Genomic DNA, 15,937 nt, shown 5'->3' with positions numbered 1-15,937 from the left:
CATGGAGAAAATGACGGCAAAGCAGGAAAAGTTCTGCATTGAGTATGTAACGTGCGGAAACGCTGCGGAAGCCTACTGTCGCGCCTATGATGCTGAAAGAATGAAGCCGGCAGCCATACGGGTAAAATCGTCGGCGTTGATAAACAAGGGCAAGGTCGCAGTCAGAATTCGGGAACTTCAGCATGCTGCGGCGCAAAATGCGCAGGTGACGCTTCAAGGGCATCTTGAAGCGCTCAGGCGGCTGCGCGACCTCGCCGTGGAAAAGGGACAGCTTTCCGCCGCCATTACCGCCGAAGTCAGCCGGGGCAAGGCCGCGGGCCTGTACACCGACAAGGTGCAGGCCGAAGTGAAGCAGGATGTGCGCGTCGTTCTCTTCGGGGGCGAGTGATGGAGGTGCGCATAAAGCTGAGGCCGCTCCAGAAAAAGGCGCTGAAGGCGCTGGATTCCCGGCGTTTCGGGGTGCTTGTCTGTCACCGCCGTTTCGGCAAGACGGTGCTTGCGGTATCGCGGCTTTGCCGCAACGCCACGCTTGCCGGGGAGACGTACCGGGGCGCGTACATTGCGCCCACGTACCGGCAGGCCAAGGACGTGGCGTGGGACTACCTCAAGAAAATTGCGCAGGCCGCCGGAGCGAAGGTGAACGAGGGGGAACTGCGCGTCGACTTTAAAAACGGCGCGCGCATCCGCCTGTACGGCGCGGAGAATCCCGACTCGCTGCGCGGCCTGAATCTGTGCGACGTGGTGTTCGATGAGGTGGCGCAGATGCCGTATTCGATGTGGTCGGAAATCGTGCTTCCCATGATTCTGGCCACGCACGGACGGGCGCTTTTTCTGGGAACGCCCAAGGGCAGGAACGCGCTCTGGAAGGTGTGGGAAAACGCGCGGCTGCACAGTGAGGAGTGGGCGGCGCTCATGTACCGGGCGAGTGAGACGGGCATACTTTCCGCCGAGGACCTTGCCACGGCGAGGCGCGAAACGAGCGAAGCGGAGTATGAGCAGGAATACGAATGTTCCTTCACCGCGGCGGTGGCGGGCGCGTACTACGGCAGACTCATGGAGCAGCTGGGCAGGGAAGGGCGCATAAGCTCCGTGCCGTATCAGCCGGGCTGCCCCGTCACCACGGCGTGGGACCTCGGCTTTTCCGATTCCACGGCCATCTGGTTTGCGCAGGTGGTGGGGCGCGAGGTGCACGTCATCGACTATTATCAGGCTTCCGGCGTGGGGCTGGAGCACTATGTCAGGGTTCTTCAGGAGAAGGGCTATGTGTACGCTGAGCATCTTCTGCCTCACGACGCCGGAGCCTCTGAGCTCGGCACGGGCACCACGCGTCTGGAAACGCTGCGGCGTCTCGGCATACGCGGGCGGGTGCTGCCCATGACAAAGGTGGACGACGGCATCAACGCGGTCCGTCTGCTGCTGCCGCGCTGCTGGTTCGACGAGAAGCGCTGCGCGCAGGGGCTGGAAGCCCTGCGGCTGTATCAGCGCGAATGGGACGAGAAGGCGCAGGACTTCCGCGCAAGGCCTCTGCATGACTGGACGAGTCACGGGGCGGACGCCTTCCGGTATCTGGCCATGGGACTGCGCGAAGAAGAGAAGGGCGCTTCTCCCATGCGCGCAAAAAGCAACTGGAATCCTCTGGAGTGGTGACATGGAAATAACGTGCAGGGTGCTTTGTGACGACGAGCTCGACGCCGTGTACGAGCGGCTGAGGAGTGAGCGCATACTCTGGGCGATGTACCCGGAATTTCAGGAAATCCCGCTCGACAAGTGGCGGGAGCTTCAGGCCGGGGCCACGCTTCTTCTCGGCGTTTTTGTGGACGGCGAGATGGGCGGCGTTTTTACCGTGCGCCCATTCTGCGGCGTGACGCAGTGCGCGGAAGTGGGCACGGTGGCGTTTCGCGGCTTTTTTCATGCGGCGGAAGCGATGTGCCGGGCGGCCTGCCTGTGGGCTTTCGAGCATCTCGACTGCGTGTCCATGATAGGCCGCGTGCCCGTGCAGAACAGGCATGTGCTTCGCATGGCTCCGCGCGTGGGCTTTCGCGAGGTGTGCCGCATCCCTGGAATGTGCTGGTATGGGAAGAAAGGATGTTTTGTGGAGGGGGCGCTGCTTCTGGCGACCCGGGAATCTGTAATCGCAAGTGAGGTGTGACATGGGCGGACTTTTCGGAGGCGGAGCCTCCATGCCCGAGGTGGAAGAAGTGCCGGAAAAGCAGGCGACGAAAAGCCTTTCGGCAGGAGCCACGGCCGCGGCGCAGGCGCAGAAGGAAAAGGCCCGGAAAAACCGCGGACTCACGGCTTCCATCATGACGAACAGAACCGGCTCCGGCGGTCTGAGCGGAACGGCGTTCGGCAACACCACGCTCGGCGGGTAGGACCATGCCTGTGGACGTAGGAAAATTGCAGCGCCGGTACGAGGAGCTGAAGACGGAGCGTAGCGGCTGGGATACGGCATGGTCGTCTCTTGCGGAGCTTTTTCTGCCCACGAGGTGGAGATCGGATACGGACGAGACCGACTACAAAAAGCCGAAGCTCAACGGCAGGCTGGTGAACTCCGCGGGCGTGCTCGCCATGCGCACGCTTGCCGCGGGAATGCAGGGCGGCATGACCAGCCCTGTGCGGCCGTGGTTTCGGCTGACTCTTGCCGGAACCGATCAGGCGCATGTTCCCGGCATGGGGGCATGGCTCGACGAGGCAACCGAGGCCATGCGTCAGGTGCTCTACCGCAGCAACTGCTACAACGTCCTGCATGGTCTGTATGCCGACCTCGGCACCTTCGGCACGGCGCTTCTGGTGGAAACGGCCGATGAGGACGGCGTTCACTTCGACCTCGTGCGTGCCGGAGAGTACGTGCTCGACATCAACGGCCGCGGCGAGGTGGATACCTTCTATCGCCGCCTTTTCATGACGGCGCGGCAGATCGTGGACAGGTGGGGCGACGGCGACAACATCCCCGCGGCCGTGAAGAGCGCGGCGCAGCCGGGGCAGAGCAGCTCGACGCGCTGGAACGTCATCCATGCGGTGTTCCCGCGGAAGGATTTCGACCCTTCCGTGCGTCTCGGAAAAGAAGGCAAGCCGTATGCCAGCGTGTACTTCATGAATGACGGTTCGCAGTCCGGCAGGGCGACGGTGCTCGACGAGGGCGGGTACGACATGTTTCCCGCCTTTGCCCCGCGCTGGGACGCTTCCGGAGGCGACGTGTACGGCAGAAGTCCGGCCATGGACGTGACGCCCGACTGCCGCATGCTTCAGGCCATGACGGCGACGCTGCGCAGAATGCAGCACAAGATAGCCGCGCCGCCCATGGTGGTGGACTCCAGCGTGGTGAAATACGGGGTGAGCCTTGACCCGGACGCCCTGAACTTTGTGGACATGGCCACCATGGCGCAGTCCGGCTCGCCCGTCACGCCCATTCATCAGCCGGAGCCGCAGGCCCTGAACTTCACCATGCAGGGCATCAGGGACGTGGAACAGATCGTGAAGGACGGATTGTACACCGATCTTTTCCGCATGCTCATCGACGACGACAGGCGGCAGATCACGGCCACGGAAATTCAGGCCAGGCAGCAGGAAAAGCTGTCTCTCATCGGTCCTGTGGTGGAGCGGCTCATCAAGGAGCTTCTTGAGCCGCTCATTCTGCGCACCTATCAGCTCATGCGCGACTGGGGCGCTCTGCCTCCTGCCCCCGAAGGCGTGGAACTGGCCGAGCTCGACGTGTCGTTTGAGAGCGTTCTTGCGCAGGCACAGCGCATGACGGCCACGAGCGCCATAGATCAGGGGCTTGCCTTCATGGTGCAGGCGGCCCAGGTGCAGCCGGACGTTCTGGACGTGCTCGACTTCGACGCCATGGGCAAGACGTATCTCGACAGGATAGGCATGCCGGAAAGCTGCATGCGCGACGACGTGAAGACGGCGGCAGTGAGGGCGCAGCGCGCCCGGCGTGAGGCGCAGGCGGCACAGCAGCAGGAAGCCGTGATGCAGGCACGGCAGGCCGTGGACGTGACGGCAGCGGCCAAAAACCTCGGACAGACGCCGACGGGGGCCGACGGGCAGACGCTCATGAGCTCCATACTCGGCGGTCTGGGGAGTCTGTAATCATGAATGACGACTGGATCAATGTACCTGAGCAGAGCGACAGAGATGAAAAGCGCAGGGAAAGACTCGTCAAACTCTCCGGCGTGGTGCGCGACCTTGCAAAAACGAACGACGGAAAGTTCTTTCTGCGCTGGATCATGGCCGAATGCGGCGTGTTTGAGCAGGCGTATCCGCGGGATGAGCGTCTTGCCGTGTGGAGTGCGGGAAGGCGTTCTTTCGGCCTGCAGATTCTTGAAGTGTGTGCCGCAGCGGGCTGCGCTGCTATGCTTCTGGAAAACAAGGAGTAATCACCATGGACGACAGAGACGGCGGCATTGCCGACGAAGTGATCACCGAAGAGGGCGTGCAGGCGGAAGCGCAGACGCCGGAAGATGCCGGAGGAATCGCTGATGAACCGGCTGCTGAGCCCAAGGCTGATGGAGAAGGACAGGCCAAGCAAAAGTCCGAAGACGCCGCGCCTGAGCAGTATGTGCTTGAGGCGGCGGAGGACTTCCCCATGCCGGAGGAAAATCTCCGCTCCTTTTCCGAAACGTGCTTCAAGGCCGGACTCTCGAAGAAGCAGGCGCAGGCCGTGCTCGACTGGCACAAGAAGCAGTATGCCGACGACGTGGCCTGGCGGGGGCAGCAGGAAGCGCAGGTGCTCGACGGATGGCACAGGGAGATACAGGCGGACAAGGAATTCGGGGGCGCGAACTGGAAGGCGACCAGAGCCGACGCCGTGCGGGGATTCGGTCTTGTTGACCCCGACGGAGAGCTCCGGGCCTTTCTGCGGGAGACCAGATACCAGCACAATCCCATGATCATCCGCGCCATGGCCCGCGTGGGCAGAGCCATGAAGGAGCATGAGTTCATCGGCCGAAGCGGCACAGGAAAAAGCCGGGATATCCCTCTGGAAGAGCGCATGTACCCGGACATGAAGGTATAACCATAACCCCGACAAGGAGACGTTGTCATGGCGTATGAAAAGGGACTTGTCGCCACGCTGGCCGAGCTGGAAGACTTCTACAAAGGCCAGCCTGCGGGCGACATCATCGAACTCATGAACCAGACCAACGACATACTGAGCGATGTCCAGTGGATGGAATCGAATCAGACCGACGGCCATCTGACGCGCATCCGCACGGGCCTTCCCGCCGTGTACTGGCGCAGGCTCTACCACGGCACGCCGCCCAGCAAGAGCGAGTGGAGCCAGGTGAAGGAAGAGTGCGGCATGCTGGAAGCCCGCATGGAGCTGGACGTGGCCGAAATCGAGCTCTACGGCGACAAGGCAAAGGCCTTTCGTCTTTCCGAGGGCAAGGCCTTTGCCGAGGCCATGCGTCAGAAGGTGGCCGGCACGCTCTTTTACGGCAACCACAACAAGACGCCCGACGAGTTCAACGGACTTGCCATGCGCTATCCCAGCAAAACGAGTCCCAACGTGATCGACGCCGGAGGCAGTTCCGAAGGCAAGGAGACCTCCATGTACCTCATCAGCTGGGGCAGCAGCTCCGTGCACGGCATTTACCCCAAGGGCAGCACGGGCGGACTCAAGAATGAGGATCTCGGCAAGTACATGACCTTCGACGAAGACGGCAAGAAGTTCCAGTGCGTGGGCGATCTCTACACCTGGAAGTGCGGTCTTGCCCTGCGCGACTGGCGCGCCGTGGTGCGCATCTGCAATCTGGACTCCACAAAGCTCTCGCTTCGCAAGGGGGAATCCGGCTTCATCGATCTTCAGGCCCTGACCATCAGGGCCAAGAACATGATGCCTCCGCACCTGCGCGATCGCGCCGTCTGGTACTGCAATCAGGATGTGCTCATGGCTCTGGAACTTCAGGCCACCGACGCGGGCAATGTGCATCTGGTCTATGGCGAATACTTCGCCAGCAAGGCCGTGCCCAATCTGCACGGCCGCCCCATCCGCCAGTGCGACGCCATCCTTTCCACCGAAGCCGTGCTTTCCTAGGAGGAGCCATGCTCATTGATTCCAATGCCGTTTTTTTCGATTCGGTTCCCGTCACGTCCGGTGAGGTGACCGGCAGCGCCGTGGGCCTGACTTCCCTTCTGAAGCCGGGCAGGGCGGAACCTATCCACATCTGCGCCATGGTGGTGGAAGAGGACTTTGCCGGAGGCACGTCCATCGACTTCAAGCTGACGCAGAGCGACAGCGAATCCGGCAGTTACGACGATGTGCCCGGCTCCGAAGTCACCGTGCCCCTTGCCGACCTCAAAGTCGGCAGGACCATCGGCTGGCGCTTTCTCCCGGCAGGCGTGACAAAGCCGTGGCTCAAGATGTCGGCCACGCCGTCCGGTTCGTTCAGCGCGGGCAAAATTTTTGCCGCCGTGGTGCGCGAAGAAAGTCAGCCCTATGAAGCGGGCATGTACATCGACGCCGGAAGAATCGTCGGGTAAAAGAGCATAACGCAAGCCGTGAGGCGGGGGAAACCCCGCCTTTTTTGTGCCCTGTGTGCCGCAGCTCTTCGGTGTGCCACAATGGAAGCAAAGGAGTTTGCCATGGCATCGACATCAGGAAAACTGGACATTTACAACATGGCGCTCGGCTTTGTGGGAACGCGCACCGTGGCCTCTCCCAATGAACGGGTGCCGGAAGCCATTCAGTGCGAGCTTTACTGGGATACCGCAAGGCGGGCGGCGCTTCGCGACTATCCGTACGGCTTTGCGCAGCGCCGCGTGCTGCTTGCGGAAAAGGCCATGCCCGACGTGTATTCCGGTCAGTGGCGCTTCTGCTACGGCGTGCCGGACGGCGCCTTGAAAATCCATGCCGTGCACGACGGCCGCAACAGGGAGCCGCTTCCCAGGCCGTGGAAGACCATGAACGCCGACGGCGGCAGGATCATCCTTTCCGACGTGGATGAGGCCATGGCCGATGTGACCATGGACGTGGAAGAGGTCAGTCTGTGGGATGAGCTTTTCGTCATGGCCATGGCCCGCAAGCTGGCCTCGCTCATTGCCGTGCCCCTGCTCAAGAACAGTTCCGGCAAGGTGCAGGAGCTGGTTCAGCTTTATAAGATGGCCATTCCGCAGGCAGACGGACAGGACGCAAGCGAGAGAGCAAGCAGGATGCGGCCGGATGCATGGCTGCTGTCAAGGGAGACGTGGTGATATGAGCATTTCCAAGGATAAAAGCAGCGTGATGTATGTGGGGAACGGCGTTGCGACCGAATTTCCCTTTGATTTCAAGGTGTGGAAACCGTCGCAGATTCTCGTGACGCAGGCTGATGCCGAAGGCGTGGAGACGAACATAACGTCGCAGGCTTCCGTGTCCGTGACGGAGACGGGCGGCACGGTGTCGCTGCCTTCGCCGCTTCCCGAAGGGTTCAAGCTGCACATACGCCGCGCCATGCCCTTCGTGCAGCAGGACAGGTACATCACCGGAACGCGTTTTGATCCGCACGAAATCGAGGACGCGCTCGACATAGCCTGCGCGGAGAGGCAGGAACTCAGGGAACAGACCGGCCGCGCCGTGAAAGTTCCCGTCACGTCGAACACAAAGCCTGAAGACTACATGGCCGCCTTCTGGAAGGCCGTTGCCGACATCCTGAAATCCGTGGGCATCGTTGCGGACGCCGAGGACTACATCAAGCGCTACGTCTCGGGCATTCCCATCATCAAAAAGAGCCTCGCCGAGGTGGAGAGCGGCGCGGACGGCTACTACTGGGTTACCGGATTCGGCGACGCGGGCAAGCCCGGGCACGATATTTCCGGCCGCCTCGTCACCGCAGACGGCAGCACGGAATCAAGAACTCTGGGCGAGCGGTTCGCCGACATCGTCAACGTGAAGGACTTCGGCGCGAAGGGCGACGGGGTGACGGACGACACGGAAGCCATCATGCGGGCGGCAGAAGTGGCCGCCGCCCGGCCTGCCTCCCTGTACATGCCCGGCTCCTATCTCGTGCATGGACTCATTCTTCCCGAAAATACGCACGTTCTTGGCAGACCCCTTTTCGTTGATGACGGCTCCGGCGAGGAATCCTCGTACCTCGTCGTCTTCGGCAGGAATTCGTCCATAGACGACATCTCCCTGAAGATGGTGGAAAACGGTCATTACCGTTACGGCGTGCGATTCAACGAAGGCTGCTCGGCGGGCACCGTGTACGTGTACGCGGAAGGAGCCAGGTTCAACGGCGAGGCCGCACATCTCATGGGCGACAGGGTATCCGTCGGTTTTCTCCATACCACGTTCATCAATCGAGGCGGGACTGTCGGAGCGTATTCCGATATCGACAGAAGCACCGGAAAGACGCCTTCAGGCGTGCAGTATTATCAGAACATACGGCTTGGCGGATACCATATCGACGGCTGCGTGCAGGGCCTGCGTCTGGGACGTCTTGCTTTTTCGGAAGTCGGACCCGGCTCGACGATCGGCCTTCCCGACGATGTGGAGAGAACGCCTGCTCCCGGCTACAACGGGGTGTACATCAGCAGTTGCCATGACATAAGCGTGGGCGATATCGCCTCCGAACGCGCGCTGGAACACGCCGTGAGAATAGGTGGAGACGACGTTGCCCCGGAAGGCTCCGAGCTTGTCAGCTACGACATCAAGTTCGGAGACATTACAGCATACAGACATGGAGGCAGTGCCCTCAAGGTCAATTCCGGGGTAAAACAGAGGGCGAGAAATATTTACGTCGGAAACGTTACCTCCATTGATGCAGGGAAGAGAAGCAGGGAAGTCAATCGTCGCCTGAGCACTGTCAGAGTGTCTCACTGTGATGCTTTCCATGCAAAGTATGCAAGAAGCATAACATATAATCTTGGTGACGTCCTTGATGGCACCTTTGCGCCGGAAACCGACGTCGTTGAGGTGAACAACAGCACGCGCGTAGTCATTGACAATGTGTACGCGGATATTGTCGGATCCAGTCTTATTGCCATAAATGAAGAGAACGATGTCACTCTTGGTGAGGATATACAGTCGTATTCCGAACTTGGATGCAGGAATCTCAAGTTCAACAACGTGCGCCTGTCCGGGCACGACTCTGCACCGGAATTTTGCATGAGCCGCATATACAATACCGGCATGGTGGTTCGGAATGTGGCGTACGGCAATGTCGACGTGAAGGGCCTCAGCTTTACTGAATATCTGCACATATATACCGCTGCAAACTTTTACGACGTCTATCTCGATGCGGCCGACGCCACGGGAAAACTTATCGACGTTGCCGGAGGGAAGATATATGTGCATGGCCGCGCACTGGGGGCTTCTCCCAACATTCTGGCGTCCAGTCAGCGCTTCAACAGAGACAGTGCGATAAGCACATCTTCCATCCTGGTGAAAACGCCTGTGTCTGCGGATGTGACCGGGTTGTCCGGGGCCATTACTTTCCTCAGGCCCTCCGGCAATCGGCCTGCCGGTGCCGTCGCCGGCGTACAGTCGGAAGATCAGGAAGGGGGAGGATATTCCGGCCTTGAGTTCCTTACCTCCGGTGGAACGGCGGCCACAAACGCCCTTGTTTCCGTATGGCGCATGCTGCCGGGAAGGCAGTTGTATCCGGTTCGAGACAATTCCGCCGTGGTTGGCCTGAGTTCCAATCGCCTGAAGGAAATTTTCTGTGCCAGCGGCAGCATCAACACCTCCGACGAGCGCGAGAAGCAGGACGTTGCCGAGTATCCCGACGCCGTGCTGGACGCCTGGGGCGAAGTGGAGCTTCGGCAGTTTCTGTTCCGCGACGCCGTGTCCGCCAAGGGCGAGTCGGCCCGCATCCATGCCGGCGTGATAGCCCAGCAGGTGGTGGAAGCGTTCGGGAAGCACGGCCTTGACGCCACGCGCTACGGTCTTTTCTGCCACGATGAGTGGGGCGACGAATACGAGACTGTGGAAGTTGAGGATGCGCCCGCCGCACAGGATTCTGAGGGCAATGAAGTCACGCCCGCAAAAACGCATACGGAGAAGCGCCTTGTGACGGCCGCAGGCGACCGCTACGGCATACGTTATTCTGAGGCCCTCTGCCTCGAAGCCGCTTACCAGCGCAGGCGCGCCGAGCGCATGGAACAGCGAATTGCCAATATTGAAGCCCTTCTGAACCAGAGAGGATAATATGATGGAACGGGAATATCTGCACGGCGTGGCTCACGTGAAAAAGGTCGGCGACACCCTGTACATCGCGTCCGAAGGCGAGGGCGTTGTCGACGAGAAAACCGTGATTGCCGCGGGCTCCGACACGCCGCGCAATCTGGCGGAGAGGTTCGGGGACGTTGTCAACGTCAAGGACTTCGGCGCCGTGGGGGATGGCGTCACGGACGATACAATATCAATAAATGCTGCACTAAAACACGCGGGCGACTCTGGCGGAGGTGTGGTATCTCTTGTTCAGGGAGAGAATTATCTCATCACGTCTAAGCTGCTTTCCTTTGACCGTGTGCAGCTTGACGGCCATGGTGCGACTATCATCTCTCATGTTCCATCAGGTTTTATTTTTGAGGCTCATGGTTCTCTTGGTGATGAAGTTCGCATCTCTGAGAAGCCGGTATCCTCAGCTTCCGATAAATCAAAGACGGTTATAAAAACCGTCATCTCGCATGACTTTTCTATAGGCGACAGGATTATCATTCAGGCTGCACGAGATGCACTGGCTGAAGATTCAGGCAAATACAGGACCGGTACTCCTACCGGAAGCACGGAAACATGTCAGTGGGCGGAAGTCCTGACGGTGAACAAAATCGTTTCGCCTGCGGAGTTTGAATGTACAGGCACACTGATATACCCGTACTATCTTCCTGAACGAGAAGATGGAGTTGATGTAAGCGCTCAGCCTACGCAGAGACAGTACACAACTGTACGAAAGGCCGATTTCCTGCACGGTGTGGAAGTCAAGAACATCACGTTTGAGGTGTACGGCGGAACTCAGGGATATGACAACACATTGCTTTTCGACCTGTGCGAAGGGGCCGTGGCTGAGAACGTAACCATCGTCAAGTGCGGTGAGGATTCTCATGGACGTGGTATAGAGTTCTGTAATTGCTTTGCCTCAAAAGCAGTGCGCTGCACAATTGATGCGTCTCAAGTGTTCCATGAAAATGTGAATGTCACGCACACCTACGACAATCACTTCACATTCGCTTCCTGCTGGTACTGCTCTGCGGAATATGTGACATCTCTGCACAGCGGCCAGAATTTCGATGCGACATACTCCATACCTACTGCACCGACCGGCGTGCGCTGTCCGTGCATCGGCATTGAGGTAGCAGGAGCGGTGTGCCACGGCAGCACAGACAATGCCGGAACCAATCACAGCGGTGCATGGGGATGCTCGTATAGAAATTGCCGATTTACGCAGTATGCCATTGGTATGCTTGTGCGTTCTCCATACACCGTTGTAGATGGGTGCAGTTTTTACGGCGACGTATCTACAGGAGAAACAGGGACTTTTGCTATTCAGCTTAGTGAACCGACTATCAACGGATGTGTAATTACCAATAACATCTTTCACGGCAGCAGAGGAATACGGCTTTATCCGTTTACTGCCAGGTCTGAAATTCCTAAATCCCGTCATCTTGGAATACTCATTTCTGGAAACTCATTTTTTGATACTGATTACGGCGTGTATTTTGATGACGTTCCTGATGAGTACGCTTATGAAGGCGGAGATTCTTCTGCTGCATATACAGACTATGCCTGCGGCGTTCTTGGTATAGATATACGAGGAAACCTCTTCTCGAATATAAAAGGACGAGTTATTCGTATTGGCCTATTTTGTAATGGAGTTACGTTCTGCGGAAATACCATAAAGGACTTTGAACCCGACACTCCGCTGTTTGGTGTAAACACGCTGCATACTTATTTTTATGCAACAGATAATATAGTATTGGGTACTTCCAATGCTATGATGACAGTATTTGCAGAACTGTCCGAGGATGACCCAAGAAACGCCAAACTTGACCCTAATTACCTAACACACGACATGTTTACCGGAAACCGTTATCAGAACATGGAAGTTCCGGTCTCATCCCTTGCAACCGGCCAGACCGGGACCAACAACTCGTTTATTGATACAATATACGGCGCAAAAAAGGGACTTTACATAAGGCGTGCTTATGAAATAGGTCCGTCTGTTTCTGTTGCACGATTCAAACTTGGCATAGGACAGGAAAGCACTTTCGACTTTGCACAGCATCAGTTTGCAACAACGGCAGATAATGCACTGTCGCTTGGTTCCGGGATTTATAGATGGAAGCAGGTATATGCTGCAACAGATTCCATCAACACCTCCGATGCGCGCGAGAAGCAGGACGTTGCCGAGTATCCCGACGCCGTGCTGGACGCCTGGGGCGAAGTGGAGCTTCGGCAGTTTCTGTTCCGCGACGCCGTGTCCGCCAAGGGCGAGGCGGCCCGCATCCATGCTGGCGTTGTGGCCCAGCAGGTTATGGAGGTCTTCGAGAAGCACGGCCTCGACGCCACGCGCTACGGTCTTTTCTGCCACGACACATGGGACGACGAATACGAGACTGTGGAAGTCGTGGACGAGCCTGCCGTGCTGGATTCTGAGGGCAACGAAGTTGCGCCCGCAAGGACGCATGCAGAAAAGCGCCTTGTGACTGCCGCAGGCGACCGCTACGGCATAAGGTACTCTGAGGCTCTCTGCCTTGAAGCGGCGTATCAGCGCAGAAGGGCGGAGCGGCTTGAGGCGAGCGTGTCCGGCCTTGAAACGCGCCTTGCCGCGCTGGAAACGGCGGTGGGCAGGGGCAGCGCGGCGCAGTAAAGAAGGCCCCGGGCAACCGGGGCTTTTCTGTGCCGCAGAGTCTCCGTCTGGTAGCATGGCACAAAAAAGGATGTGCCCATGTCGCGCATAGCGTTTCGCAACTTCACGGGCGGCGAAGTGACGCCCACCCTGTCCGCCAGGTACGATCTGCAAAAGTTCGGCACTTTTCTGCAGAGCTGCGAAAATTTTATCCCCAACCTGCACGGAGACATCGAGCGCAGGCCGGGAATCCGTTTCCTTGCATCGCTCGACGGCCCTGCCGTGCTTGTTCCCTTTCAGTTCAACACGGAGCCGGAAAACAACTACGTTCTTATCTTCATGTCCGGGAAAATACTTGTGGCCGATGAAAACGGCCTTGTTTCCGGCGCAAGCCTGGACAGCCCGTATGCCATAAGCGATGTGTACGATCTTTCGTACCATCAGGTCGCGGACGTGGTGTATCTGGCGCATAAAAAATACGCCCTGCGCAAGCTCACGCGCTCGGGCTCGGCTCCGAATTACCAGTGGGGGCTTTCCGAGGTGGCGCTCAATCAGAGTCTTGAGGCTCCTGGCGCTCCCACGGCGCGGTGGCACAGGGGGCCGAAGTCCAGCGACAGCAATGAAGCATATACTCAGAATGAAAACTACGTTCTGAACTATGTTGTCACGGCGGTGAACGATGACGGCATAGAATCGCTTGCCTCTGAAGTCGCCGGGGTCACGGGTCGTTATCCTACGGACTGGGTGCAGGGCGATTATGTTGATCTTCAATGGCCGGTGGTGTCAGGAGCTAAAGAGTACAATATCTATCGAGAATCAGCGGGATATTATGGTTTTATAGGCGTCAGCAGCTCATTAAAAGAAATTGCTGGAAGTTCATTTGTATCGTCCGTCAATATGAATGGACTCTCTTTTGTTCCTGGCCCGGGAGTGACTGCCAAACTGGAAAATGAAAAGGTAACAATTAATACGGGAGGTTCGCAGCATTCATGGTATTGTGCATCATCTCGACAGGCCATTGTCTGGTGTGCCAGTTCAGACAACAGCATATGGGTGCTGGTTAACGGCGTTGCCAGCGCTGATCTTTCAGGAATATATGACTCTTTTGTACAGGATACGAATTTTTTGGGATCTTACCAATGGGGATCGAACTCTTCCTATCCTTCAGGTTCCAATAGAGGGTATGCCTGTGTGCCCGTATGGTCTTCTCTACCGGACAGGATGGTAGGCTGTTTTCAGGACCAGAATTACGAGCCGGACACATCAACCACTCCTAAAGAAGACTGGAACCCCTTTGAAAACGGCAACCATCCAGCGGCGGTCACGGTGCATCAGCAGCGTCTCGTGCTTGCCGGAACAAGGGACAACCCGGCGTCGTTCTACATGAGCCGCACCGGCGACTATGAGAACTTCCGCAAGAGCCGTCCGCTTCAGGACGACGATCCCGTGGAATACATGCTGGCCTCCGGCTCCATAGACGACATCAAATGGCTGGCCAGCTTCGGAGAGCTGCTCATCGGCACGAGCGGCGCGGAATACAAGGCCACCTCGTCCGGAGCGTCCATAACGCCTTCCGACGTGCAGATTTCCACGGAAAGCTACTGGGGCAGCGCCGGTCTTCAGCCCATGATCATAGGCAACAGCGTGATGCACTGTCAGCGCGCAGGAAGTCATGTGCGCGACCTCTACTATTCGTGGGAAAACGACGGCTATGCAGGCAACGACCTTTCCCTTCTTGCGCCGCAGCTTGTGGAAACGCACGGCATCAGGCAGTGGGCGTTCCAGCAGTCGCCGGGCTCCAACATCTGGTGCGTGAGAAACGACGGCGTGCTCCTCTGTCTCACCTACATGCAGGAGCAGAAAGTCTATGCCTGGAGCCGTCACGTCACGGCGGGAAAGGTGCTTTCCGTGGCCGCGCTCTGCGGCGATGAGGAAGACGTGGTCATGCTGGTGGTGGAGCGCGACGGGGCGTACTTTCTTGAGCGCATGGCCCGCAGGTTCCGCGATTCCGACGGCATTGCCGACGCCTTTTTCGTGGACTGCGGCAAGACCGTCACGCTGGAAGAGGCGGGCACCACGGTAACCGGTCTCGAGCATCTGGAAGGCATGGAAGTGGCCGTTCTTGCAGACGGAAGCCCGGAAGAGGGGCACGTCGTCCGGAACGGAAAGATAGAGCTCTACTATCCGGCACAAAAGGTGCAGGCGGGACTCGGCTACACGTCCGTGCTTTCTCCCATGCCCGTGGAGACGGACACGGACGGGGGCAGCACGCTGGGCAAGAGGCGGGCTTACGGCAAGGTGGTGCTGCGCGTGTACCGGAGCGTCGGCGGAAGCTATGCGGCAAGTTCCACGGGCGACATTTTCGATACGCAGTCCTGGCAGGGCCGTGACTTCTACGACCTGCCGTTCCTGCCCGACGTGCTGGGAGAGGCCGTGCAGCCCTATTCCGGCGACATCGTGGTCACGCTTCCTGCCGGGCAGGACGAGGACACGCTCATATGGATAAAGCAGGACAGGCCGCAGCCGTTCCGCCTTGTGGCCATTTCCGCAGACATAGATTTCGGGGAGGTATGACATGGAAGCGGCAACGGTTGCCATGATGGCCAGCGGCATAGGTACGGGGCTCGGCGTGGTCTCGTCCATACAGACGGCAAAAACGCAGAGCGCACAGGCAAAATATCAGGCCGACGTGGCAAGGCAGAATCAGAAGCTTGCCGATCAGCAGGCCGGGGCACAGAGGCGGCAGGGCTACGAGAACATGATCGCGCAGAGGCAGGAGACCGCCAAACTCATCGGCCGTCAGAGGGCTGCGGCCGGAGCTTCGGGCGCAGCGGTCGACGTGGGAAGCAATCTCGATCTTCAGGCCGACACCGCGTTTCAGGGGGAACTTGACGCCGTCAATGCGTACAACAAGGGTCTTGATGCTGCCTATAATTCGCAGATTCAGGCGTGGAACAACGGCCAGCAGGCAGACGCCTATGATGCGGCTGCGGAAAGCATAAGGAATGCCGGGTATCTCAATGCGGCGAGCACGGCCATAGGCGGCATTGCTGATATTGGAACTGCATGGGCGAAGTTCGGCACAAACAAGTCTTCAACACAAGGCAGATATTGGGATCGGGCGCTTGGCAGGCATGTTTCGAGTCCCGTGAGACACTAGGAGGCGG

Annotated in this window: 14 protein-coding genes; all 14 read left to right on the top strand. The window is 58.6% G+C overall.

Annotated features, from left to right (window positions below; genetic code table 11):
* Position 1 precedes the first annotated feature (1 nt).
* The 14 genes from ABGT79_RS02145 to ABGT79_RS02080 all read left to right on the top strand — a co-directional run bounded on the left by ABGT79_RS02145 (position 2) and on the right by ABGT79_RS02080 (position 15,930).
* On the top strand, positions 2-388 hold the full coding sequence (locus ABGT79_RS02145; protein WP_346664801.1) for a terminase small subunit: 387 nt from the start codon (positions 2-4) through the stop codon (positions 386-388).
* A complete protein-coding gene (locus ABGT79_RS02140) occupies positions 388-1,647 on the top strand; it encodes a terminase large subunit domain-containing protein (protein ID WP_346664800.1) in 1,260 nt (419 codons plus the stop codon). Before ABGT79_RS02145 ends, ABGT79_RS02140 begins: the two co-directional genes overlap by 1 nt.
* Before the next feature lies 1 nt (position 1,648).
* Positions 1,649-2,149: a hypothetical protein gene (locus ABGT79_RS02135; protein WP_346664799.1), complete on the top strand. Its 501-nt coding sequence runs from the start codon at positions 1,649-1,651 to the stop codon at positions 2,147-2,149.
* A 1-nt stretch (position 2,150) separates the two neighbouring features.
* Complete coding sequence (locus ABGT79_RS02130) at positions 2,151-2,372, top strand: hypothetical protein (RefSeq protein WP_346664798.1); 222 nt, start codon at positions 2,151-2,153, stop codon at positions 2,370-2,372.
* A 4-nt stretch (positions 2,373-2,376) separates the two neighbouring features.
* Entirely contained in the window at positions 2,377-4,092 is a 1,716-nt protein-coding gene (locus ABGT79_RS02125) for a portal protein (RefSeq protein ID WP_346664797.1), read from the top strand.
* A gap of 2 nt (positions 4,093-4,094) precedes the next feature.
* A complete protein-coding gene (locus ABGT79_RS02120; protein WP_346664796.1) occupies positions 4,095-4,379 on the top strand; it encodes a hypothetical protein in 285 nt (94 codons plus the stop codon).
* A gap of 5 nt (positions 4,380-4,384) precedes the next feature.
* Positions 4,385-5,017 (top strand): hypothetical protein, encoded by a 633-nt coding sequence (locus ABGT79_RS02115; RefSeq protein ID WP_346664795.1) that lies wholly within the window; start codon positions 4,385-4,387, stop codon positions 5,015-5,017.
* Between the two features lie 27 nt (positions 5,018-5,044).
* Positions 5,045-6,037 carry a major capsid protein gene (locus tag ABGT79_RS02110; RefSeq protein ID WP_346664794.1) on the top strand — a complete coding sequence of 331 codons (993 nt, stop codon included), beginning with the start codon at positions 5,045-5,047 and terminating at the stop codon, positions 6,035-6,037.
* A gap of 8 nt (positions 6,038-6,045) precedes the next feature.
* On the top strand, positions 6,046-6,483 hold the full coding sequence (locus tag ABGT79_RS02105; RefSeq protein ID WP_346664793.1) for a hypothetical protein: 438 nt from the start codon (positions 6,046-6,048) through the stop codon (positions 6,481-6,483).
* A gap of 102 nt (positions 6,484-6,585) precedes the next feature.
* The gene (locus ABGT79_RS02100; protein WP_346664792.1) at positions 6,586-7,194 is read left to right on the top strand and encodes a hypothetical protein; all 609 of its coding nucleotides are present in this window, start codon (positions 6,586-6,588) and stop codon (positions 7,192-7,194) included.
* 1 nt (position 7,195) lies between these two features.
* Positions 7,196-10,129 carry a tail fiber domain-containing protein gene (locus ABGT79_RS02095; RefSeq protein WP_346664791.1) on the top strand — a complete coding sequence of 978 codons (2,934 nt, stop codon included), beginning with the start codon at positions 7,196-7,198 and terminating at the stop codon, positions 10,127-10,129.
* Position 10,130: 1 nt separating this feature from the next.
* Positions 10,131-12,791, top strand: coding sequence for a tail fiber domain-containing protein (locus tag ABGT79_RS02090; RefSeq protein WP_346664790.1), 2,661 nt, complete (start codon positions 10,131-10,133; stop codon positions 12,789-12,791).
* Between the two features lie 78 nt (positions 12,792-12,869).
* Complete coding sequence (locus tag ABGT79_RS02085; protein WP_346664789.1) at positions 12,870-15,344, top strand: hypothetical protein; 2,475 nt, start codon at positions 12,870-12,872, stop codon at positions 15,342-15,344.
* Position 15,345: 1 nt separating this feature from the next.
* Positions 15,346-15,930, top strand: coding sequence for a hypothetical protein (locus ABGT79_RS02080; RefSeq protein ID WP_346664788.1), 585 nt, complete (start codon positions 15,346-15,348; stop codon positions 15,928-15,930).
* Positions 15,931-15,937 lie beyond the last annotated feature (7 nt).

The sequence above is a fragment of the uncultured Mailhella sp. genome (assembly GCF_963931295.1).
Lineage (GTDB): Bacteria > Desulfobacterota > Desulfovibrionia > Desulfovibrionales > Desulfovibrionaceae > Mailhella.
This window is presented reverse-complemented; position numbering and strand designations above follow the sequence as displayed.

What these genes read in the sequence shown, in the direction of transcription:
- ABGT79_RS02145 (WP_346664801.1), top strand. Translation starts at nt 2, where the DNA reads ATGGAGAAAATGACGGCAAAGCAGGAAAAGTTCTGCATTGAGTATGTA.
- ABGT79_RS02140 (WP_346664800.1), top strand. Translation starts at nt 388, where the DNA reads ATGGAGGTGCGCATAAAGCTGAGGCCGCTCCAGAAAAAGGCGCTGAAG.
- ABGT79_RS02135 (WP_346664799.1), top strand. Translation starts at nt 1,649, where the DNA reads ATGGAAATAACGTGCAGGGTGCTTTGTGACGACGAGCTCGACGCCGTG.
- ABGT79_RS02130 (WP_346664798.1), top strand. Translation starts at nt 2,151, where the DNA reads ATGGGCGGACTTTTCGGAGGCGGAGCCTCCATGCCCGAGGTGGAAGAA.
- ABGT79_RS02125 (WP_346664797.1), top strand. Translation starts at nt 2,377, where the DNA reads ATGCCTGTGGACGTAGGAAAATTGCAGCGCCGGTACGAGGAGCTGAAG.
- ABGT79_RS02120 (WP_346664796.1), top strand. Translation starts at nt 4,095, where the DNA reads ATGAATGACGACTGGATCAATGTACCTGAGCAGAGCGACAGAGATGAA.
- ABGT79_RS02115 (WP_346664795.1), top strand. Translation starts at nt 4,385, where the DNA reads ATGGACGACAGAGACGGCGGCATTGCCGACGAAGTGATCACCGAAGAG.
- ABGT79_RS02110 (WP_346664794.1), top strand. Translation starts at nt 5,045, where the DNA reads ATGGCGTATGAAAAGGGACTTGTCGCCACGCTGGCCGAGCTGGAAGAC.
- ABGT79_RS02105 (WP_346664793.1), top strand. Translation starts at nt 6,046, where the DNA reads ATGCTCATTGATTCCAATGCCGTTTTTTTCGATTCGGTTCCCGTCACG.
- ABGT79_RS02100 (WP_346664792.1), top strand. Translation starts at nt 6,586, where the DNA reads ATGGCATCGACATCAGGAAAACTGGACATTTACAACATGGCGCTCGGC.
- ABGT79_RS02095 (WP_346664791.1), top strand. Translation starts at nt 7,196, where the DNA reads ATGAGCATTTCCAAGGATAAAAGCAGCGTGATGTATGTGGGGAACGGC.
- ABGT79_RS02090 (WP_346664790.1), top strand. Translation starts at nt 10,131, where the DNA reads ATGATGGAACGGGAATATCTGCACGGCGTGGCTCACGTGAAAAAGGTC.
- ABGT79_RS02085 (WP_346664789.1), top strand. Translation starts at nt 12,870, where the DNA reads ATGTCGCGCATAGCGTTTCGCAACTTCACGGGCGGCGAAGTGACGCCC.
- ABGT79_RS02080 (WP_346664788.1), top strand. Translation starts at nt 15,346, where the DNA reads ATGGAAGCGGCAACGGTTGCCATGATGGCCAGCGGCATAGGTACGGGG.